The sequence below is a fragment of the Modestobacter muralis genome (assembly GCF_010682105.1).
Lineage (GTDB): Bacteria > Actinomycetota > Actinomycetes > Mycobacteriales > Geodermatophilaceae > Modestobacter > Modestobacter muralis.
Genome location: NZ_JAAGWH010000013.1, coordinates 233,196 through 252,631 on the forward strand (window position 1 = coordinate 233,196; position 19,436 = coordinate 252,631).

Annotated in this window: 21 protein-coding genes and 1 riboswitch; of the genes, 10 read left to right on the plus strand and 11 right to left on the minus strand. The window is 74.6% G+C overall.

Annotated elements, in window-relative coordinates; genetic code table 11:
• Positions 1 to 158: 158 nt before the first annotated feature.
• Positions 159 to 1,592: a glycine hydroxymethyltransferase gene (locus GCU67_RS05275; protein WP_163610019.1), complete on the minus strand. Its 1,434-nt coding sequence runs from the start codon at positions 1,590 to 1,592 to the stop codon at positions 159 to 161.
• Positions 1,593 to 1,609: 17 nt separating this feature from the next.
• Positions 1,610 to 1,702: riboswitch (ZMP/ZTP riboswitch) on the minus strand.
• Positions 1,703 to 1,943: 241 nt separating this feature from the next.
• On the opposite strand from GCU67_RS05275, the gene GCU67_RS05280 reads away from it, so the two are divergent.
• From GCU67_RS05280 to GCU67_RS05290, 3 genes are all read left to right on the plus strand, one after another.
• Positions 1,944 to 2,522, plus strand: coding sequence for a DoxX family protein (locus tag GCU67_RS05280; protein WP_163610020.1), 579 nt, complete (start codon positions 1,944 to 1,946; stop codon positions 2,520 to 2,522).
• 63 nt (positions 2,523 to 2,585) lie between these two features.
• Positions 2,586 to 2,804: a hypothetical protein gene (locus tag GCU67_RS05285; protein ID WP_246214584.1), complete on the plus strand. Its 219-nt coding sequence runs from the start codon at positions 2,586 to 2,588 to the stop codon at positions 2,802 to 2,804.
• A gap of 146 nt (positions 2,805 to 2,950) precedes the next feature.
• Positions 2,951 to 3,922, plus strand: a complete 972-nt coding sequence (locus GCU67_RS05290; protein ID WP_163610022.1) for an alpha/beta fold hydrolase — start codon at positions 2,951 to 2,953, stop codon at positions 3,920 to 3,922.
• Between the two features lie 77 nt (positions 3,923 to 3,999).
• On the opposite strand, the gene GCU67_RS05295 is transcribed toward GCU67_RS05290, so the two are convergent.
• Together GCU67_RS05295 and GCU67_RS05300 are read right to left on the minus strand one after the other, a co-directional pair.
• Positions 4,000 to 5,379 (minus strand): metallopeptidase TldD-related protein, encoded by a 1,380-nt coding sequence (locus GCU67_RS05295; RefSeq protein ID WP_163610023.1) that lies wholly within the window; start codon positions 5,377 to 5,379, stop codon positions 4,000 to 4,002.
• Positions 5,376 to 6,887, minus strand: coding sequence for a metallopeptidase TldD-related protein (locus tag GCU67_RS05300; protein WP_163610024.1), 1,512 nt, complete (start codon positions 6,885 to 6,887; stop codon positions 5,376 to 5,378). Before GCU67_RS05300 ends, GCU67_RS05295 begins: the two co-directional genes overlap by 4 nt.
• A gap of 324 nt (positions 6,888 to 7,211) precedes the next feature.
• Between GCU67_RS05300 and GCU67_RS05305 the strand changes: the two genes are divergently transcribed.
• Positions 7,212 to 7,613 (plus strand): hypothetical protein, encoded by a 402-nt coding sequence (locus tag GCU67_RS05305; RefSeq protein WP_163610025.1) that lies wholly within the window; start codon positions 7,212 to 7,214, stop codon positions 7,611 to 7,613.
• A 4-nt stretch (positions 7,614 to 7,617) separates the two neighbouring features.
• On the opposite strand, the gene GCU67_RS05310 is transcribed toward GCU67_RS05305, so the two are convergent.
• From GCU67_RS05310 to GCU67_RS22275, 3 genes are all read right to left on the minus strand, one after another.
• Positions 7,618 to 9,486, minus strand: coding sequence for a cation:proton antiporter domain-containing protein (locus tag GCU67_RS05310; RefSeq protein WP_163610026.1), 1,869 nt, complete (start codon positions 9,484 to 9,486; stop codon positions 7,618 to 7,620).
• A gap of 30 nt (positions 9,487 to 9,516) precedes the next feature.
• Positions 9,517 to 9,855 (minus strand): UBP-type zinc finger domain-containing protein, encoded by a 339-nt coding sequence (locus GCU67_RS05315; protein ID WP_163610027.1) that lies wholly within the window; start codon positions 9,853 to 9,855, stop codon positions 9,517 to 9,519.
• A 102-nt stretch (positions 9,856 to 9,957) separates the two neighbouring features.
• Positions 9,958 to 10,089 (minus strand): hypothetical protein, encoded by a 132-nt coding sequence (locus GCU67_RS22275; RefSeq protein WP_276508394.1) that lies wholly within the window; start codon positions 10,087 to 10,089, stop codon positions 9,958 to 9,960.
• 71 nt (positions 10,090 to 10,160) lie between these two features.
• Between GCU67_RS22275 and GCU67_RS05320 the strand changes: the two genes are divergently transcribed.
• The gene (locus GCU67_RS05320) at positions 10,161 to 10,964 is read left to right on the plus strand and encodes an MBL fold metallo-hydrolase (RefSeq protein WP_163610028.1); all 804 of its coding nucleotides are present in this window, start codon (positions 10,161 to 10,163) and stop codon (positions 10,962 to 10,964) included.
• Positions 10,965 to 10,979: 15 nt separating this feature from the next.
• Here the strand turns inward: GCU67_RS05320 and GCU67_RS05325 are convergent, their stop codons facing one another.
• Both GCU67_RS05325 and GCU67_RS05330 read right to left on the minus strand, forming a co-directional pair.
• The gene (locus GCU67_RS05325) at positions 10,980 to 11,954 is read right to left on the minus strand and encodes an NAD(P)-binding domain-containing protein (protein ID WP_163610029.1); all 975 of its coding nucleotides are present in this window, start codon (positions 11,952 to 11,954) and stop codon (positions 10,980 to 10,982) included.
• A 57-nt stretch (positions 11,955 to 12,011) separates the two neighbouring features.
• Entirely contained in the window at positions 12,012 to 12,863 is an 852-nt protein-coding gene (locus GCU67_RS05330; RefSeq protein ID WP_338104780.1) for a GGDEF domain-containing protein, read from the minus strand.
• A 192-nt stretch (positions 12,864 to 13,055) separates the two neighbouring features.
• Between GCU67_RS05330 and GCU67_RS05335 the strand changes: the two genes are divergently transcribed.
• Genes GCU67_RS05335 through GCU67_RS05345 form a run of 3 tightly spaced genes read left to right on the plus strand, consistent with a single transcriptional unit; the run spans position 13,056 to position 14,954 of the window.
• On the plus strand, positions 13,056 to 13,889 hold the full coding sequence (locus GCU67_RS05335) for an alpha/beta fold hydrolase (protein WP_163610031.1): 834 nt from the start codon (positions 13,056 to 13,058) through the stop codon (positions 13,887 to 13,889).
• Positions 13,882 to 14,505, plus strand: a complete 624-nt coding sequence (locus tag GCU67_RS05340; protein ID WP_338104781.1) for a TetR/AcrR family transcriptional regulator — start codon at positions 13,882 to 13,884, stop codon at positions 14,503 to 14,505. Before GCU67_RS05335 ends, GCU67_RS05340 begins: the two co-directional genes overlap by 8 nt.
• Entirely contained in the window at positions 14,502 to 14,954 is a 453-nt protein-coding gene (locus GCU67_RS05345) for a DUF4260 domain-containing protein (RefSeq protein WP_211660776.1), read from the plus strand. The genes GCU67_RS05340 and GCU67_RS05345 overlap by 4 nt, the downstream gene beginning before the upstream one ends.
• Positions 14,955 to 15,009: 55 nt before the next feature.
• Here GCU67_RS05345 and GCU67_RS05350 read toward each other — a convergent pair whose 3' ends face one another.
• Both GCU67_RS05350 and GCU67_RS05355 read right to left on the minus strand, forming a co-directional pair.
• On the minus strand, positions 15,010 to 15,456 hold the full coding sequence (locus GCU67_RS05350; RefSeq protein WP_163610032.1) for an ATP-binding protein: 447 nt from the start codon (positions 15,454 to 15,456) through the stop codon (positions 15,010 to 15,012).
• A gap of 118 nt (positions 15,457 to 15,574) precedes the next feature.
• Positions 15,575 to 16,900 carry a PP2C family protein-serine/threonine phosphatase gene (locus GCU67_RS05355; RefSeq protein WP_163610033.1) on the minus strand — a complete coding sequence of 442 codons (1,326 nt, stop codon included), beginning with the start codon at positions 16,898 to 16,900 and terminating at the stop codon, positions 15,575 to 15,577.
• Positions 16,901 to 17,247: 347 nt separating this feature from the next.
• On the opposite strand from GCU67_RS05355, the gene GCU67_RS05360 reads away from it, so the two are divergent.
• Both GCU67_RS05360 and GCU67_RS05365 read left to right on the plus strand, forming a co-directional pair.
• A complete protein-coding gene (locus tag GCU67_RS05360) occupies positions 17,248 to 17,727 on the plus strand; it encodes an ATP-binding protein (protein WP_163610034.1) in 480 nt (159 codons plus the stop codon).
• A 9-nt stretch (positions 17,728 to 17,736) separates the two neighbouring features.
• On the plus strand, positions 17,737 to 17,967 hold the full coding sequence (locus tag GCU67_RS05365; RefSeq protein ID WP_163610035.1) for a hypothetical protein: 231 nt from the start codon (positions 17,737 to 17,739) through the stop codon (positions 17,965 to 17,967).
• 108 nt (positions 17,968 to 18,075) lie between these two features.
• Here GCU67_RS05365 and GCU67_RS05370 read toward each other — a convergent pair whose 3' ends face one another.
• Positions 18,076 to 19,368 carry an amidohydrolase family protein gene (locus GCU67_RS05370; protein ID WP_163610036.1) on the minus strand — a complete coding sequence of 431 codons (1,293 nt, stop codon included), beginning with the start codon at positions 19,366 to 19,368 and terminating at the stop codon, positions 18,076 to 18,078.
• Positions 19,369 to 19,436 lie beyond the last annotated feature (68 nt).

Consider the following 19,436-nt stretch of genomic DNA (forward strand, 5'->3'; position numbering starts at 1 on the left):
CACGGGGCGGCCGTTGTGCGTTCAGGGCTGTCTCCCACGCGGTGAGACAGCCCTGAGCGCACAGGGGCGGGTCCCCGTCGTGGCAGAGGGACCCGGCGACTGTGCGCTCATCGGGGTCCCCGGGTGCTCCGGACCCCGCTGGGCGCACAGTCGACGGGTCAGGCGAGGTCGAGCTCCACCTCGGGGTAGAGCGGGTGGGCGTCGACCAGCTCGGCGGCCCGGGCCCGCACCCGCTCGGCGACGGCGGGGTCCAGCCGGTACTTGACCTTCGAGTCGCCCTCGGCCTGCGTGTTGCTCAGGACGTCGACCATCAGGTCGCCGACCTCGGCCAGCTCGGCCTCGCGCAGCCCGCGGGTGGTCAGCGCCGGGGTGCCCAGCCGGATGCCGGAGGTGTACCAGGGGCCGTTCGGGTCGGCCGGCACCGAGTTGCGGTTGGTGACCAGGCCGGCGTCCAGCAGGGCTGCCTCGGCCTGCCGACCGGTGAGCCCGTAGGCGCCCACGTCGGCGAGCACCAGGTGGTTGTCGGTGCCCCCGGTGACCAGCCGGGCACCGCGCCGCAGCAGCTGGTCGGCGAGCGCGCGGGCGTTGGCCACGATCTGCTGCGCGTAGTCGGCGAACTCCGGACGCCGCGCCTCGGCCAGCGCGACTGCCTTGGCCGCCATGACGTTGGGCAGCGGGCCGCCGAGCACCATCGGGCAGCCGCGGTCGACGGAGGGGGCGTACTCCTCGGTGCAGAGCACCATCCCGCCGCGCGGGCCGCGCAGCGACTTGTGCGTGGTGGTGGTGACGACGTCGGCGTGCGGCACCGGGTCGAAGTCGCCGGTGAGCACCCCGCCGGCGACCAGGCCGGCGAAGTGGGCCATGTCCACCAGCAGCGTGGCGCCCACCTTGTCGGCGATCTCGCGCATCGCGGCGAAGTCGACCCGCCGCGGGTAGGCGGAGTACCCGGCGACCAGGATCAGGGGCCGGAACTCCCGGGCCTGCGCGCGCAGCGCCGTGTAGTCGATCAGGCCGGTGGCCGGGTCGGTGCCGTAGCTGGACTGCTCGAACATCTTCCCGGAGATGTTCGGTCGGAAGCCGTGGGTGAGGTGGCCGCCGGCGTCCAGGCTCATGCCGAGCATCCGCTGGTCGCCCAGCGCCCTGCGCAGCTGCGCCCAGTCGGCCTCGCTGAGCGCGTCGACGTTCTTCACCCCGGCCCCGGCCAGCGCCGGGGTCTCCACCCGGTGGGCCAGGATCGACCAGAAGGCGACCAGGTTGGCGTCGATCCCCGAGTGCGGCTGGACGTAGGCGTGGTCGGCGCCGAACAGCGCGCGGGCGTGCTCGGCGGCCAGCCGCTCGACGGTGTCGACGTTCTGGCAGGCGGCGTAGAAGCGCCGTCCCGGCGTGCCCTCGGCGTACTTGTCGCTGAACCAGTTGCCCATGGCGAGCAGGACGGCGGGCGAGGCGTAGTTCTCGCTGGCGATCAGCTTGAGACTGGAGCGCTGGTCGGCGAGCTCCTGGCCGATGGCGGCGGCGACGGCCGGCTCGACCTGGGCGATGACGTCCAGGGCACTGGCGAAGGCGGCGGTCTCGCGGCTGACGGTGCTGGTCACAGGAGCTCCTCGGGTCGTTCGGGAGCCCAGGCGCGCGGCAGACGTCGGGACGACGGGGCCGCTCCCCGGTGGTCGATCCCACCTGCGATGCGCCAGTCACGGCCCACCCCGAGGCTAGCCGGACCTCCGACGGCGCACCAGCACTGCGCGCCCCCGACCCGGTCCGGCGTGCGATCGGTCACGGCGCCGCGGCGTCCGCGCAGCCCAGACGCCCGCGAGCCGTCCGACGCCGCACCTGCGATGGTTGACCTCTCAATCGCGTCCTACCGTCGGGGCACCGGGCAGCGCGCCGGCCGGGCCCCCACCGTCGCGGGCCGCTGGCGCCCCCATCCCACGGACGAGGAGCACCCCATGAGCACGAAGACGACCGCACGTCAGGACATCGGGCTGCTGGCCCTGCGCGTCGGTCTGGGCGGCACGCTGTTCGCGCACGGCGCCCAGAAGCTGTTCGGCTGGTTCGGCGGCCACGGCATCGCCGGCACCACCGGCGCGATGACCGCGATGGGCTTCCAGCCGGCGAAGACCAGCGCCGTCCTGGCCGGGCTCGGCGAGGCCGCCGGCGGCGCGCTGCTCGCGGCCGGCCTGGCCACGCCGGTGGCCGGAGCTGCCGCCACCTCGACGATGATCGCCGCCGGCGCGGTGCACAAGGACGGCGGCTTCTTCGCCACCCAGGGCGGCTACGAGTACACCGCCGTGCTGGGCCTGGCCGGCGCCGCGCTGTCGATCGCCGGGCCGGGCCGGTACTCCCTGGACGAGGTGCTGGGCGACCGGCTCAACCGCCCGTGGATGGCCACCACGGCGTTGACCGCCCTCGGCGGGGCCGCCATCGCCCTCGTCGTCCGGCGCAACCAGGCGGTCGAGGCGGCAGCGGTGCCCACCGCCGACGACCAGCTCGCCGCCAGCGAGCTCGGCGAGCACGCCGGCGCCTGACCCCGCTCCCGGCCGGCCGCAGGTGAGACCCGCGGCCGACCGGGGTAGGTGCCGCCCATGTCCATGAGCGCACCGTTCGACCCGGTCCAGCCCAGCACCGACGACGGCATCCCCGCCGCGGACGCCGGCACCGGCGCCCCGCCGCCCGCCGAGGGATTCGGCGTGGGCGGCGAGGAGCCCGACCGCCCGGAGGAGAACGGCGCGGAGTCGCCCGTCGCCGGCCGGACGTCCGACACCCCCTTCCGGACGCCGGACCCCACCGAGGTCCACCGCGCCGACTGATTCACCCCCGGGGGCCATGTTCGCGAACATGGCCCCTGAAGGCGGCGGTCCGGGGCGGCACGCCTGACCTTGCCGGAACGGCAAGGGGATTCCTCGTTCTGCGACTGCGGTGCCGACGATGTCGGGACCGTCGTCGAGGAGGAACCATGACCGCCCCCCTGCACCACCGCACCGTCCCCACCCCGTCCGGTGACCTGCACCTGGTCGAGCAGGGCACCGGTCCGCTCGTCCTGCTGCTGCACGGCTTCCCGGGGACCTGGCGTGCCTGGCGGGCCCAGCTCCCCGCGATCGCGGCCGCCGGGTTCCGGGCCATCGCGCTTGACCTGCGCGGCAACGGGACGTCGTCCGCGCCGGCCGACGTCCCCGCCTACCGACTGGAGGCGCTGGTGGACGACGTCGTCGCCGTGGTCCACGCCCTCGGTGAGTCCACCGCCGTCGTGGTCGGGCACGACGTGGGCTCCCCGGTGGCCGCCGGCGCCGCGCTGCTCCGCCCCGACGTGGTGCGGGCCGTCGGGCTGCTCGGCGTCCCGTACTCACCGCCCGGCGGCCCCCGGCCCAGCGACGTCTTCGCGATGATCGGCGGGGCGGACGCAGACTTCTACGTCAGCTGGTTCCAGCAGCCCGGCCGCGCCGAGGCCGACATCGAGCGCGACCCGCGGACCTGGCTCACCGGCTTCACCACCGGGCTGTCCGGGGAGTCGCACACCTCCCCCGGGCCGGACGGGCTGTTCTTCGTGCCTGCCGGTGCCCGGATGTCCGACCGGTTCCCCGACGGCCCGCCGCCCGCCTGGCTCGACCCGGCCGACCTCGACGACGCGGCCGCCGAGCTCGCCCGCACCGGCGCCACCGGCGCGCTGAACCGCTACCGCAACGCCGACCGGGACTGGGCCGACCTCGCCGGCCACACCGGGGCCCGGCTGACCCAGCCGGCGGTCTTCATCGGCGGTGAGCTCGACACGACCAGCACCTGGCTCGCCGACGTCATCGCGGCGCAGGCCGAGACGCTGCCCGGGCTGTACTCGTCGACCCTGCTGCCCGGCTGCGGCCACTGGGTGCAGCAGGAGCGCCCCGAGGAGGTCAACCAGCTGCTGACCGCCTGGCTGGCCGACCTCCCCTGACCTCCCCGGGGGCCATGTTCGCGAACATGGCCCCCGTCAGCCTGGGGGCGGACGTGGCCACTTCCGCTCCCGGGGCGTCAGCTGGCGGGGCTGACGGAGCTCATGTTGAAGTCCGGGACGCGCAGCATCGGCATGGCCGCGCGGGTGAACCAGTCGTTCCACTCGCGGGGCAGCGTCCGCTCGGTGAGGCTGGCCTCGGTGGCCCGGGAGAGCAGGTCGACCGGCGACTCGTTGAACCGGAAGTTGTTCACCGCCCCGGTGACCTCGCCGTTCTCCACCAGGAAGACGCCGTCGCGGGTGAGGCCGGTGACCAGCAGGTTCTGCGGATCGACCTCGCGGATGTACCAGAGCGTGGTCAGCAGCAGCCCGCGCTCGGTGTTCGCGATCATCTCCGCGGTGGAGGCGGTGGCCGTCGGGTCCTCCAGGACGAGGTTGTCCAGCGCCGCCGTCGCCGGGGCGCCCTGCTTGGCCGCCCAGGACCGCGGGCGCACCAGATTGGTCAGCACGCCCTCGCGGATCCAGTCGACCGCAGGGGTGGCCATGCCGTTGTCGAACACCGACGCGCTGCCCGACGAGCCGCCGACCACCTGGAACGGCGAGGTCTCCAGCCCGGGGGCGTGCGGGTCGCTGCGCAGGGTCAGCGGCAGGGTGGCCAGCCGCTCGCCGATCCGGTTGCCGCCGCCAGCCTTGGCGTAGACGCTGCGGCCCTCGTCGGCGTCCCGGGCCTCCATCGCCCAGTAGGCGACGATCATCAGGTCGCTGACCGTGGACGGCGGCAGCAGCGTCTCGTAGCGGCCGGCGGGCAGCTCGACGCGGCGGGCGGACCAGGCCATCTTCTGCGCGACCTCGGCGGCCAGGTCGGCGACCGAGACGTCGGTGAAGTCGCGGGTGCCGACGCCGGCCCACACCGAGCGGCCGAAGTCGCTGCTCTTGCCGTTGAGCTCGACCCGGCCGGTGGGCTGGTCGTGCCGCAGCCGCAGGCCGGTCGACGTGCCCAGCCACGTGGTGGCCATCTGGTGCTCGGCGAACCCGAACAGCAGCTGGTCGCGGCTGCGGGCGTCGCCGAACGCCTCGCCCAGCGCGGGGGCGAAGTCGGCGAAGACGTCGATCGAGGTGGTCGCGGCGGGGGCGTCCCAGTCGCCGGAGCCGGGCGGGGCCTCGGTCAGCAGCGGCATCGCGTCCTCGGCGGGGCCGGCGTCCCGGGCGGCCTGCTCGCTCTGCCGCACCAGCTCGGCGACGTCCGGCGTCCCGGTCCGGGCGACCGTGCCGACCGCCGTGCCGGAGCCGCCGTCGACGAAGGAGACCACCACGACCTGCCGCGAGCGCATCGCGCCGTTGGTGGTGAGGCTGTTGCTCGCCCAGCGGAGGTTGGCCTCGGAGCTGTCGGTGACGTAGACGACCTGGCCGTCGGCCTCCGAGGCGGCGAGTGCCTGTTCCACCAGCTGCTGGGGGTTCATCGTCCACCCTCCTGCTTCGTGTTGAGGATGGCCGTGTTCTCGAACAGCGCGCTCGGGCAACCGTGGCTGACCGGCGCGACCTGGCCGGGCTGGGCCTTGCCGCAGTTGAACGCCCCGCCCAGCACGTAGGTCTCCGGACCGCCGACCGCGGTCATCGAGCCCCAGAAGTCGGTGGTCGTGGCCTGGTAGGCGACGTCGCGGAGCTGGCCGGCGAGCTGCCCGCCCTCGATCTTGTAGAACCGCTGGGCGGTGAACTGGAAGTTGTACCGCTGCATGTCGATCGACCAGCTGTTGTCGCCGACCACGTAGATGCCGCGCTCGACCCCACCGATCAGCGCCTCGGTCGAGGGGCCGTCGGGGGCGGGCTGCAGCGAGACGTTGGCCATCCGCTGCACCGGCACGTGCGCGGCGGAGTCGGCGAACGAGCAGCCGTTGGACCGCTCCATCCCACGGAGGCGGGCCATGTTGCGGTCGACCTGGTAGCCGACGAGCACGCCGTCGCGGATGAGGTCCCACTGCTGGCCGGCCACGCCCTCGTCGTCCCAGCCGACGGTGGACAGGCCGTGCTCGGCGGTGCGGTCGCCGGTGACGTTCATCAGCGGCGAGCCGTACTGCAGGTCGCCCAGCAAGTCGGGCGTGGCGAACGAGGTGCCGGCGTAGGCCGCCTCGTAGCCCAGCGCCCGGTCGAGCTCGGTGGCGTGCCCGATCGACTCGTGGATGGTCAGCCACAGGTTGGAGGGGTCGACGACGACGTCGTAGCGGCCGACCTCGACCGAGGGCGCCTTGACCTTCTCCCGCAGCAGCTCGGGGAGCTGGGCCAGCTCACCGCGCCAGTCCCAGCCCTCCCCGTTGACGAACTCCCAGCCGCGGCCCACCGGCGGGGCGAGCGTGCGCATCGACTCGAAGGTGCCGGTCACCCGGTCGACGGTCGAGGCGGTGAACTCCGGGTGCACCCGCACCCGCTGCTGCCGGGTGCGGGTGCCCGCGGTGTCGGCGTAGAACTTCTGCTCCTTGACCTGCATGACGCTGCTGCTCACGTGCTCGACGCCGTCGGCGGCCAGCAGCTGCTCGGACAGCTCGGTCAGCAACGCCGTCTTCTCCGCGTCCGGGACGGCGAACGGGTCGACCTCGTAGGCCGAGACCCACTCCCCGTCGTAGCTGGGTTCGGGCGCGAGCTCCACGCGGTCGGTGTTCATCGCCGCGGACACCCGGGCGACGGCCACGGCCTCCTCGGCCAGCCGCACGGCCTCGGCCGCGGTGAGGACGACACCGGCGGCGAAGCCCCAGGTGCCCTCGTGCACCACACGGACGGCGAGGCCGAGGTCCTCCCCGTCGGCCAGCGCCTCCAGCCGGGCGTCGCGCAGCCGCACGGTCTGGGTGCGGATCCGCTCGACCCGCAGGTCGGCGTGCTCGCAGCCCAGGTCGACCGCGCGGGTCAGCGCCGCGTCGGCGAGAGCGGACAGCGGGAGCGCGAGGAAGGACTCGTCGACGGAGCGTTTTCCAGCCACGCCACGTGTCTACCAGCCGGGCCGCGCGCCGTCCGCGCGACCGCGGACCTCAGGCGGACGGCGGCGTCCCCCCGTCGGCGCTCCAGGCCGGCTTGCCGCCCGCGGCGGTCGAGGTGACCTCCGAGCCCACGAGCAGGAACCGCGTCCAGCTCCGCCGGCACACCGGCCTCAGCCCGTCGGAGTACCGCGCCCGCTTCGCGGCCCGTCTCGAGCCGGCGAGGGACGACCGGCCGCTGCCACGGTGAGCCCCACGGCGGGCTGCCGACCGGCCGGCCGTCCGCGCGCCCCCGCCTGCGGGCGGCCGGGTGCTGCCAGGCTCGTGCCGTGCCGACCCACCTGCGTGCCGTGGACCGGGCCTGGGTGCTGACGACCCTGGTGCTGCTCGCGGCGTCCGTGGCCGTCGCCGTCCTGGCGCTGTCCACCGCCGACGGCGTCACGCAGCTGACCGACATCGACTACTCGACCGAGTTCGTCAGCGCCTGGTGGTGGCTGGCCTTCCTGCTCGCACCGGTGCCTGCCCTCGCCTCCCGGCGGAGCACGAGCGCGGCGGCCGCGGTCCAGGTCGTGGCGCTGGTCGTGCCGCAGTTCGTGGCCGCGGCCGTCTGCGTCGGCCGCTACCGGTCCTCGGGCTGGGGCGACGGCCTGGAGGTGTTCGCGTACCTGCACCCGCTGCTGCTCACCGCGGTCACCGTGGGGCTGGTGGCCGTGGCCCGTCGGCGCAGCTGACCGCTCAGCCGAGCTCGCTGTCCACCCAGCACCAGCGCCACGCCTCGTCGGGCTCGGCGCTGACGACCACCGGGTGCCCGACGGTGCCGAAGTGCGCGCGGGAGTGCTTCTGCGGCGAGGAGTCACAGCAGCCCACGTGCCCGCAGGTCAGGCAGCGGCGCAGGTGGACCCACGTCGTCCCCTCGCGGACGCAGTCCTCGCAGGCCGCGGCCGGGGCCGCCTCCCCCGCCGGCGCCAGCCGCAGGTGCGCGCAGCCGGCCTCGCGCGGCCGCGGCACCAGGGCCCGGTCGCGCTCGGTCGACTCCAGCTCCTCGTGCCGGTCGAGCAGCGACTCCTCGACGTCGATCTGGCCCATCGCCGCCTCGAGCACGTCGCCGGGCGCCGACCCGGCGTCCCGGGCCGCGACGATGACGTCCCGCTCCGCGTCGAGCATCTCCATCCGCAGCCGGGCGTAGACGCTCGAGGGCGTCTCCTGGTCGGCCAGCGGCCGGCCGAGGCGCTCCCAGCTGGCGTGCGACCGGGCGATCGAGCGATCGCGGAGCCGGTGGACGACGCCCGCGGGCTCGTCGCCGGTGACGAGCTCCTCGAGCCGCGCCAGCCCGGCGGCGTTGGCGGCGTCGCTGAGCTCGGCGGCCCGCAGCGCGTCCTCGGCCGGGTCCGGGGCGGGCAGACCGACCCGGCGCACCAGCCAGGGCAACGTCGAGCCCTGTACGAGCAGGCTCCCGACGACGACGGTGAACGCCGCGAGCAGCAGCACCTCGCGGTTGGGCACGTCCTCGGGCAGCACCTGCGCGGCGGCCAGGGTGACCACCCCGCGCATGCCCGCCCACGACACCAGCCCGGCGACGGCGGGGCTCCATGCCTCGCGGCGCATCCACGGCGTCCCGACGGCGAGGATGCCGGCCAGGCCGAACACGAACGCGAACCGGACCACGATCGTCGCGACCAGCACGCCGAGGCAGACCACGACGATCCGCCCCGCACCCAGGCCGCTGTCGGCGGCGCCGGAGAGCAGACCGGGCAACTGCAGCCCGATCAGCAGGAAGACGCCGTTCTCCAGCACGAACGCCACGGTGCGCCAGGTGATCTGCTCGGTGACCCGGGCCGTGGCCGTCTGGACCTTCGGCGAGTAGTGCGCCAGCGTCAGCCCGGTGACGACGGTGGCCAGGACGCCGGAGGCGTGCACCTCCTCGGCGGCGAGGAAGGCCAGGTAGGGGGCGACGAAGGACACGAGCGTGTCCAGCACCGGGTCCCGCAGCCGGGCCCGCGAGACCGCCAGCACCGCGGCCACCACGCCGCCCACCAGCACCGCACCGACGACGGCCCACACGAACTCGCCGGCGACCTCCGGGGCGGAGGGCGAGGAGGTCAGCGCGGACACCGCAACGCTCAGCGCGATCAGCGCGGCGGCGTCGTTGACCAGGCTCTCGTGCTCCAGCAGCGTGGCCACCCGCCGGGGCAGCCCCAGGCGGCGGCCGACCGCGGAGGCTGCGATCGCGTCCGGTGGCGCGACCACCGCACCCAGCGCCAGCGCAGCGGCCAGGGCAACCCCGGGCAGCAGCAGCCAGGTCACCCAGCCGACGAACAGCGTGGTGACGACGACGAGCACCACGCTCATCGCGATGATGCTCGGCTTGTTGTGCTTGAAGTCGAACAGCGAGGTGCGCGACGTGGTGGCGTACAGCAGCGGTGGCAGCACGGCGAACAGGACGACGTCCGGGTCGAGCTGCACCTCGGGCACGTGCGGCACGAACGACGCCGCGGCGCCCACGACCACGAGCACCAGCGGCGTCGGCCAGCCGAAGCGGTCGCAGATCCCCGCGACCACGCCGACGGCGATGACCAGGGCCACCAGTTGGGCGGTCAGCTCCATGCGGCCGGTTCACTCACGCGCAGGATCCTCTCAGTGCAGGTGCGTCATCCAGTCGGCAGGCACCCGGCCGGCCGGGCCGGGCACCGGCTGGTCGGCCGGGTGCGCGGTGGGCGCGGCGAGCGGTGCGCCGTCGGCGAACTCGCCCTCGACGTAGTCCCAGAACCAGCCCTCGCCGGGCTCGAAGCTCTGCACGACGCGGTGGCCGGTGCCGTGCGCGTGCGCGGTGGCGTGCTGGTTGGGCGAGGAGTCGCAGCAGCCGACGTGGCCACAGGCCGCACAGCGGCGCAGGTGCAGCCACCACGAGCCGGTCGCGTCACAGTCCGCGCAGCCGGTGCCGCTCGGCGGGGCGGTCGGGTCGATCTGGTCCATGGGGTGCTCCTCGAAGACGGGTGGCGCCGGCAGTCTGCCCGCCTGCGGGAGGTCAGCGGAAGCTCGTGCTCTGCTCACCGTGGTGAGCAGAGCACGAGCTGCTCAGACCTGGTCCTCCGCGCCGCCGTCGAGGACGGTCCAGAACTGGGCGATCCGGCCGTCCACGAGACGCGGGACGGCCAGGCCGCCCAGCACCGGGTCGCCGTCCGGCGGGTCGAGCGGCCACGGCCCCATGCCCAGGTCACCGATGCCGCGGAACCACCTCCCGGGGTTGCAGCCGCCCGGCTGACGGGTAACCGCCGGGCATGCCCGACGCACCGGACGACGTCACGCTGACCTTCGGCGGCACCGCCACGACCCTGCTGCGTCTGGGGCCGTTCACGCTGCTGACCGACCCGAACTTCCTGCACCGCGGCCAGTGGGCGCACCTGGGCTACGGCCTGCGCAGCCGGCGGCTCACCCAGCCGGCGCTGCTGCCCGCCCAGCTGCCGACCCTGGACGCCGTCCTGCTCAGCCACATGCACGGCGACCACTGGGACCGGGTCGCCACCCGCTCGCTGCCGAAGGCCACGCCGGTGATCACCACCCCGGAGGCCGCCGGCTGCCTGGCGAAGCGGGGGTTCACCGACACCTCGGACCTGCGTCCGTGGCAGACCCACGAGCTCACCCGCGGGGACGCCGTCCTGCGGGTCACGAGCGTGCCCGGGGTGCACGGCCCCGGCCCGCTGGCCCGGCTGCTGCCGCAGGTGATGGGCAGCGTGCTCGAGCTGGTGCGGGGTGGGGCGGTGACCTGGCGCGGCTACGTCACCGGCGACAGCCTCTTCCGGCCGGTGCTGGGCGAGGTGCTGCAGCGCTGCGGCCCGCTCGACGTCCTCGTCCCGCACCTGGGCGGCACCAAGGTCGCCGGCATCACCGTGACCATGGACGCCCGGCAGGGCACCGACCTGGTCGAACTGCTGCGCCCACCGGTCACCGTGCCCGTGCACTACGACGACTACGGCCTGTTCAAGAGCCCGATCGGGGACTTCGTCGCCGAGGTGGCCGCCCGCCGGGCGCCGGGCGAGATCCGCGTCGTCGGCCGCGGCGAGACGGTGTCCCTGCGGGCCTGATGGAGTCCCAGCGCATCACTTTCCGAGCGCTGGGACTCCGTCACGGATGCGGCGGGCGGTGCGGCGGGCGTCCCGGTCGACGCCGTCGATGATCGAGCTGTTGACCCGCGTCTGCCAGGGCAGCCCCATCCAGTGCAGCCCCGGCACCGGGGAGGCGCCCCGGTCGTGCATCGGGAGGCCGGCGTCGTCCAGGGCGCCCGGGACGTCGATCCAGCCGGTCTCCGGCAGCGACCCGGTGCGCCACAGGACGGCGGACACTTCGACCGTGCGGCCGTCGTCCAGCCGCAGCGCGGTGCCCTGGGCGCCGACCACCCGTCCGGTGAGCCAGCCGACGGCGCCGTCGTCCCGCAGGCGGGCGAGGTCGCGGCCGATGATCGCGTCACCGCGCCGGCGGACGCCGCGGGCCACCTGGCTGTCGCTGCCGGCGTTGAGCAGCCCGGACAGCAGCAGCCACCAGTAGAGGCCCACGCCCCACCGCCGCTCGGGCAGGAAGCGCGGCTCGCGCGGCGCGACCACGGTGACCTGGTGCGTGGCGGCCAGCTCGACGGCCAGCTGCGCGGCGGAGTTGCCGCCGCCGACCACCAGCACCGGACCGGGCGGGACGTCGGCCGGCCGGTGGTGGTCCGCGGAGTGGAACTGGTGGACGGCCGGGTCCAGCTGCTGCGCGGCGGCGGGCAGCTGCGGGCGGGTGAACGGGCCGACGGCCAGCACCACCTGCCGGGCACGGACCGGTCCGTCCGGGGTCTGCGCGCAGAAACCGTCCGGGGGCCGCGTCAGCCGGGTGACCGGCGTGCCGGTGCGCACGGGCACGCCGAGCCGGGCGGCGTAGTCGCGCAGGTAACCGGCCATCTCGGTGCGGCTGGGCGTGGGCGTCGGCCCGGCCGGGAAGCGGCCACCGGGGAGCTGGCTGAACCGGCGCGGGGTGAACAGCTGCAGGCTGTCCCAGCGGGACAGCCAGCTGTCCCCCACCTCGCCGGCGTCGACGACCACGACGGGGAGCTCACCTGCCGGATGCTCCCCCTCCCTGCGCGGGCCCGGCCTCCCGGGTCAGGTGGCGGTGCGGCTGCTCTTGCGGAGGTACATCGACCGGTCGGCGAGGGCCAGGACGGCGTCGGGGTCCTCGCCGGGGTGGCCGCTGACACCGCCGATGCTGACGCTCACCAGCAGCTGAGTGCTCCCGGTGTCCAGCGGCTCCTGCATGCGCCGCTGCACACGGCCGACGAGCCCTGGCACCTCGGACTCGTCCAGGCCGGGCAGCAGCAGCACGAACTCGTCGCCCCCCAGTCGGGCGACCAGGCCACCGGACCCGGCGAACTCACCCAGCCGGGACGCCACCTCGACCAGGAGCTGGTCACCCCGGGCGTGGCCGTGCTGGTCGTTGACCGCCTTGAAGTCGTCGACGTCGCAGAACAGGACGGCGCAGCCCGCCCCCACCCCGGACTGCAGGTGCACGTGCAGTGCGTCGAAGAGCCCGCGGCGGTTGGACGTACCGGTCAGTGCGTCGGTGGTGGCCTCGCGGTGCACCTGGTCCTCGCGCGCACGCTGCTCGGTGACGTCGATGGCGACGATGGCGATCGCGTACGGCCGACCGGACTCGTCGGTCACCACGCTGTTCTGCATCGACATCCGGCGCCAGACGCCGTCGGCCCGGACCCAGTCGGCCTCCTCGAGGAAGGACGCCCCGCCGGACAGTGCGGCGGCCACGGCACGCTGCGCCCGTGGCACGTCCTCTGGGATGACGTAGACCTCCCAGAACGGCCGACCGAGCAGCGCCGCCTCGGGCCGACCGGTGAAGCGCTGCATCGCCGGGTTGGCCAGCAGGATGCGGCCGCCCCCGTCGACCATGGCGACCAGCGCCGTCGTCGCACCGACGATCGCGCTCGTCAGGTCCCCTGGCACGACGGAGCTCCTCCCATGCCCGGTGGATCGACGTGACCCTGGGACTGCTGGTGCCCTCACGGCGGTGACCTCACTCGCCCGGGCGACGGCGGGGTGGACGCCGAGTCGGGCGCCCGTTGACACATCGGCTAACCATGATAGCTTTTGGCTAACGCAGTAAGCCACTGCACCACCAGATGCCTGGAGGCAGACATGACCGAGTTCCTCCCCGTCGACGGCGGCACCCTGGCCTACGAGGTGACCGGCACGACCGGCCAGCTCCTCGTGCTCGCCCACGGCATGGGCGACAGCCGGGAGGCCTACCGCTTCCTCGTCCCCGCCCTGGTCGATGCCGGCTACCGGGTCGCCGCGGTGGACCTGCGCGGCTGCGGCGAGTCCAGCGTCGAGTGGCCCTCCTACTCGCGGACCGCCATCGCCGGCGACCTCCTCGCCCTGGTGCGCCACCTCGGCGGCCCGGCCGTGCTGGTCGGTCACTCCATCTCCGGCGGCGCGGTCACCATCGCCGCTGCGACCGCACCCGAGCTGGTCACCGCGGTGGTCGAGCTGGCGCCCTTCACCCGCAAGCAGTCGTTGAGCCTGGGCGACCTGCGGGTGGCCTCCTACCGCCGGGGCATGCGCCACCTGCTCGGCGCCACGGTGTTCGGCAGCACCGGCCAGTGGGCCGCGTACCTGGACGTCGCCCACCCCGGCACCAAGCCCGCCGACTGGGACGTCCGGATGCGCGAGATCACCGCGATGCTCGCTCAGCCGGGCCGGATGAAGGTCCTCAAGGCGATGGGCAACACCCCGCCGGTGGACGCCGGGGAGCAGCTGCGCAACGTGCGCTGCCCGGTCCTGGTCGTGCAGGGCAGCGCCGACTGCGACTGGGTCGACCCGAAGGCCGAGGGCGAGGCCATCGTGGCCGACCTGCCCGCCGGGCTGGGCCGTCTGGTGATGGTCGAGGGCGCCGGCCACTACCCGCACGTGCAGTTCCCCGCCGAGGTGGCCACCGCGATGCTGACCTTCCTGGCCGGCGCGCGTGCCTAGGGCAGGACTGGGCACGGCCGCGGTGGTCGCGGCCGGCGCCGACCTCGCCGACGAGATCGGCTTCGCCGCCCTGACCATGGGCGGGCTGGCCGAACGGCTCGGCGTGCGCACCCCCTCGCTGTACAAGCACGTCGCCGGCCAGGAGGACCTCAACCGCCGCATCGCCGCCCTCGCCCTGGACGAGGCCAGGCACACGATCGGTGCGGCCATCCAGGGCCGCGCGGGCCGTGACGCGCTGCGGGCCGCCGCCCGTGCGCTGCGCGACTTCGTCCTGACCCACCCCGGCCGGTACGCCGCCACCATCGGCCTGGACCTGAGCAGCCCCGACGACCCGGTCGCCCTCGCAGCGGCTCGGAGCCTGGAGCCCTTCAGTGCCGTGCTCCGCGGCTACGACATCGCCCCGGGCGACGCCACCCACGCCCTGCGTGCCCTGCGCAGCATCTTCCACGGCTTCGCCACCATCGAGGCCGGCGGTGGCTTCCAGTGGGGCACCTCCACCGACGAGAGCTTCGACTGGCTCGTCGACCTGGTCGACCTGGGGCTGCGCGCCCGGCCGACGCAGCAGTCCGAGCCCCCCTCCCCCGCCCCGACCGCACACCGTGGAGCACCGTCGTGACCAGCACCGTGCCCGCCGTCCCGACCGCCCCCGCCGCGACCGGGGCCCCGGGCGTGGTCACCGGCCGCCCGCGGACCTGGCTGCAGGCCGAGGGCCTCGCCCTCGCCGCGGCCGGCCTCGTCGCCCACGCCACCACCGGGGCGCCGTGGTGGCTGGTCCCGGCGCTGTTCCTCGTCCCGGACCTCGCCGCGCTCGGCTACCTCGCCGGCAACCGGGTCGGCGCGTGGGCCTACGACCTGGCGCACACGGCACCGCTGCCGGTGGCACTGATGGCCGCGGGCCTGGCCTGGGACGTCTCCGCCCTGACCGTCGCAGGCGGTGTCGGCCTGGTGCACCTGGGCCTGGACCGCGCGCTGGGCTACGGCGTCACGTACGACTCCGGCTTCGGCCACACCCACCTGGGCAGCAAGGGCCCGGACGCCGACCACGGCCGAGCACAGCACCGCTGACCCACACGCACCGTGCTCGGACGGCGACGACGGCCCCCCGACGTCCCCGATCCGGTCAGTCCTCGGAGGAGGGCATGACCGCCCACACCACCTTCTGGTCGCCGGGGGCGAACCACCCGCAGGACAGGGCGAAGTCGGCGATCATCCCGAGTCCCATCCCGCCGTCGCTCGGGTCCCGGGTCGACGTGGGCCGCGGCGGGTCCTCCGCGGCCCGGTCAGCGACCTGCAGCAGGACCCCACCCGCGCTGGTGCAGACCTCGACGTCCACCGGCGCCCGGCCGTGGCGCAGAGCGTTGGACATCAGCTCGTCCAGGGCGAGCACGGACTCCTCGACGCGGTTCTCGCGCGACCGGGGTGCCTCCTCGGTGGCCGCGGCGACCCAGGCCCGGAACTCGCGACGGACCGACGGCAGGTCCCGCAGGTGCTGCGGGGACCACGACCTGCAGTTGTAGCCGCGCGGCGGTCGCGCCTCGAGCCACGGCCGGACCTGCTCCTCTGTCACGCGACCCCTCCGTGCTGTCGTGTCCCGTCGGGCGTGCCACGCAGGACTTCCCGACAGCCGACCGGGTGACACGTCGGCGACCAGACCATCTCGCACCGGATGACCGGTGCCCGAGGGGTCAGCCCTCGATGTCGCCGGCGGGGAGGCCACCGAGGATGCCGCGGGCCAGTTCGTCGTCCCGCGGCGGGCCGCGCCACTCCACGAGCAGCAGCGAGGCGTCGTCGCTGGTCCGGCCACCGCGGGCGTCCATGAGGGCGTGGGAGAGGAGGCGCACGGTCTCGGCCACGCTCGCCCGGGCGGTGTCGGCCTGCTCGACGAACTCCCGCAGTCGCGCCTCACCGAACTGGGCTCCGTCGGCGAGCCGTTCCTCGACGACGCCGTCGGTGAAGAACAGCACCCGGTCACCGGGTCCCAGCTGGACGGTGGACACCTGGGGGGCGGCCCCGCCGAAGCCCACGGGCCGGGTGATGGGGCCGGTGAGCTGGTCGACGGCTCCACCGGCACGGATCAGCAGTGCGGCGGGATGGCCGGCGTTCACCCAGCTCAGCACGCCGGTCACGGTGTCCAGCCGGCCCACCTGCGCCGTGGCGAAGCGACCCGGGTAGGTGGCGGACAGCACGTCGTCCATGTGCACGTACAGGTCCGGCAGCGACATCTCCGACCGCCGTCCGTGCCGGTAGGTCGCCACCACGATCGTCGCCATCGTGGCCGCCTCCAGCCCGTGGCCCATGGCGTCGAAGACCGCCAGGTGCAGCACGTGGCCGTCCAGGGCGTAGTCGAAGCTGTCCCCGCCCACGTCGTAGGCCGGTTCCAGGATGCCCGCCAGGGCGACGTCGGGGGTGGTCATCACCAGCGGGGGCAGCGTCTGCCACTGCAGGTGCGCCGACAGGCTCATCGGTGCCGCGGTGCGCACCCGGGCGAACGTGGTCGTGTAGAGCGACTTGGTGACGATCAGGTCCGCGGTCAGGCCGGCCACGCGCTGGGCCAGCCGGCGGTCGTTGTCGTCCACCTCCGGCAGCGTGAAGGCCAGGACGCCGACCCGGTCGGAACCGTCGAGCATCGGCAGGAACATCCGCACCGACCCGTCGGGCAGCTCCTGCTCGATGCGGGCGTCCTGGGTGAAGGCGCGTCCCGGCCAGCTCCCCGCGATCGGGCAGGACTCGCCCACCAGGCCCTGACCGGTCAGCGGGTTGAGGGTCCGCTGGTCGTAGTCCTGCAGCCAGATGCTGACGTCGGTGCCGCCGACGGCGGCGATCTCCTGGGCCACCAGCAGCCCCACCAGGCGGGCCGGCATGAGGTGGGCCCGGTCCAGCAGGGAGCCCAGCACGCGCTCCCCGAGGCTCTCCTCGCGCGAGCGCCCCTGCTCGTCGACGAAGCCCACCCCGGCCGAGGCACCGGGCGCCGGGCGTAGGAGACCGCGGTCGTCCGCACCGTCGTTGCTCATGCGCTCCCCTGTCACGTCCCGCCCCATGACAGGTGACCGGTCGGCGACCCAGGCGCACCGGCCGCGCACCGGCGTCGTGCAACGCCGCGCAGACCCGCAGGGCAGCGCGACGGCGTGACGATACGCCCGGCGAGCCCACGGTCAGGAGACCGGCGCAACGGTGCGTCGCGGGCACCCCGAGCCGCCGCCGCTGCCCGGTCGGCCGCCGCACCGGGCGGGAGCGCTCGGGGAGGACTACACATGGAGGGGATCGGTCCTCTGGAACGGGGGCCGACCACCTCGGTCAAGCAGCGGCCACAGATCCGTCGCAGTAGAGAGCTGGCCGAACACCTCTGCGGGGCCCGCTCATGCGCACTGTCCCTCCCGACCTCTCCTGGCCCGCCCACGCTCCGCCGCCCAGCACGTCCGGCTGGTCGTGGACGCCGAGGGGGCTCGCTGAACTGTCGGCCATCCGACGCGAACTCCGGACCGTCCTGACGATGCAGTCCACCCCCGGCGATCAGCTCGAGCAGCAGGACGCCCAGGAGCGGCTGGTCCTCGTCTTCGACGAGATGTCGTCCAACGCGCTGCGGCACGGTGCCCCGCCGGTCACGACGGCCGTGAACCGGACGGCCGGCGGCTGGCTGCTCGTGGTCACCGACAGCGCCACGGCGACACCTCCCCGCCCCGACCCCGGACGCGACCCGGCCAAGGGCGGCCTCGGCCTCCGGATGATCGCCGACCTGGCCAGCGCCCACGGCTGGTACCCCGGCGACGGGCGCAAGAGCGTCTGGGCGCCGATGTCGGCCGGCGGCGGCGCCGTCAGCAGGACCGCGCGGGGCCGCTGAGCGCCGTCGGTGGACCGACCGACCCCGCCCACCGGACCGGACACCTGGCGGTCAGCCCGCGGCGGGCCGGTCGGCGCGCAGCAGGGCCAGCAGCGACCGCTGGCCCGTCCCGTCCAGCCCGGCGGCGTGCAGGCAGTCCTGGAGGGTGGCCTGGACCCGCTGCCGGGCCCGCAGGCTGGCCTCGGTGAGCGCGAGCGCCCGGACCCGCCGGTCGGCGGGGTCAAGATGGCAGTGGCGTGAGACATGAAGGCCTCCGGGTGGGGAGCGGTTCCCAGACAGCTCCACACCTCACTCGGAGGTCTTCCTCATGTCACCAGCCGCCGTCACCAACGTCCGTGGTCAGTACAGCTAGCGGCCGGCGAGCCGCATCGCGCGGGTCTGCACGGCGGCGCGCAGGGCGGCCTCGTCGACCGTGGTCGAGACGCCGTCGGCCACGACCTGCCGGCCGGCCACCCAGGTGTCGCGCACGTGCCGGGAGCCCACCGACCACACCAGGTGGGTGAGCAGGTCGGTGACCTCGCCGACGGGGACGAACGCGATGTCGTCGGTGTCGACGTGCACCAGGTCCGCGCGCCGCCCGGCGGTCAGCTGCCCCAGGTCCGGGCGGCCGATCGCGTCGGCCGCCGCACCCGTGGCCAGCCAGAACGCCTCCGGGGCGGTGAGCGCCATGGCGTCCCGCTCGCGCAGCCGGGCCAGCTGGGCGGCCAGCCGCAGGTCCTCGAACAGGTCGAGGTTGTCGTTGGAGGCCGGGCCGTCGGTGCCGATGCCGACCCGGATGCCCAGGTCGAGCATGTCCCGCAGCCGGGCGGTGCCGCTGGCCAGCTTGGTGTTGCTGCCCGGGCAGTGCGCCACCGCGACGTCGTACTCCCGCCACAGCTCGAGGTCGCCGTCGTCCATGTGCACGCAGTGGGCGCCGAGCACCCGCCCGCCCAGGACGTCGTGGGAGGCCAGCAGCTGCGGCACGCTCAGGCCGTGGGTGGCCAGCAGGTCGGCGCCCTCGGTCGCGGTCTCGGCGACGTGCACGGTCAGCAGCAGGTCGTGTACGCGGGCGGCCTCGGCGGCCTGGGTCAGCACCGGCAGCGGCACCGTGTAGGCCGCGTGCGGGCCGATCCCGTACTCGACCTGCGCGTCGCCGTCGGCCGACAGCCGGACGGCGGTGTCCAGCTGCTCGTCGAAGGTGCCGAACCCGGGCAGCCCGATCAGCGGGTTTGCGATCACCGCCCGGGCGCCGGTCGCCCGCAACGCCGCGGCGATCTGCTCGGGGTGGAAGTACATCTCCACGCTGGTGGTGACGCCGTGCCGCAGCATCTCCGCCGATGCCGCGGTCATCGCGACCTCGACGTCCTCCGGGGTGAGCCTCGCCTCACGCGGCCACATCACCTCGCGCAGCCAGCGGTCCAGCGGCAGTCCCTCGCCCTGGCCGCGGAACAGCACCATCGGGGAGTGCGCGTGGGTGTTGACCATGCCCGGGACCAGGACGCCGGACAGCGCCGTGACCTCGGCGTCCGGGGCCGGCGGGGCGTCGGCGGCGGGTCCGACCCAGCGGATGAGGCCGTCGTCCACGTCGAGCACGGCGTCGGGGACGACGGTGCCGGCGCGGTCCCCGACCACGACGGCGCGGGCGGTGAATCGCTGCACCATGGCGCGCACCCTACGGTCGCCCCCGGCGCGGAGCAGGGCGGCGCACAGAGGACGCCGATACCGTGTGG

Excerpts from the sequence above, each read along its gene's own strand:
- GCU67_RS05280 (WP_163610020.1), top strand. The coding sequence starts at position 1,944 with ATGAGCACGAAGACGACCGCACGTCAGGACATCGGGCTGCTGGCCCTG.
- GCU67_RS05285 (WP_246214584.1), top strand. The coding sequence starts at position 2,586 with ATGAGCGCACCGTTCGACCCGGTCCAGCCCAGCACCGACGACGGCATC.
- GCU67_RS05290 (WP_163610022.1), top strand. The coding sequence starts at position 2,951 with ATGACCGCCCCCCTGCACCACCGCACCGTCCCCACCCCGTCCGGTGAC.
- GCU67_RS05295 (WP_163610023.1), bottom strand. The coding sequence starts at position 5,379 with ATGAACCCCCAGCAGCTGGTGGAACAGGCACTCGCCGCCTCGGAGGCC.
- GCU67_RS05310 (WP_163610026.1), bottom strand. The coding sequence starts at position 9,486 with ATGGAGCTGACCGCCCAACTGGTGGCCCTGGTCATCGCCGTCGGCGTG.
- GCU67_RS05315 (WP_163610027.1), bottom strand. The coding sequence starts at position 9,855 with ATGGACCAGATCGACCCGACCGCCCCGCCGAGCGGCACCGGCTGCGCG.
- GCU67_RS22275 (WP_276508394.1), bottom strand. The coding sequence starts at position 10,089 with ATGGGGCCGTGGCCGCTCGACCCGCCGGACGGCGACCCGGTGCTGGGC.
- GCU67_RS05320 (WP_163610028.1), top strand. The coding sequence starts at position 10,161 with ATGCCCGACGCACCGGACGACGTCACGCTGACCTTCGGCGGCACCGCC.
- GCU67_RS05335 (WP_163610031.1), top strand. The coding sequence starts at position 13,056 with ATGACCGAGTTCCTCCCCGTCGACGGCGGCACCCTGGCCTACGAGGTG.
- GCU67_RS05355 (WP_163610033.1), bottom strand. The coding sequence starts at position 16,900 with ATGAGCAACGACGGTGCGGACGACCGCGGTCTCCTACGCCCGGCGCCC.
- GCU67_RS05360 (WP_163610034.1), top strand. The coding sequence starts at position 17,248 with ATGCGCACTGTCCCTCCCGACCTCTCCTGGCCCGCCCACGCTCCGCCG.
- GCU67_RS05370 (WP_163610036.1), bottom strand. The coding sequence starts at position 19,368 with ATGGTGCAGCGATTCACCGCCCGCGCCGTCGTGGTCGGGGACCGCGCC.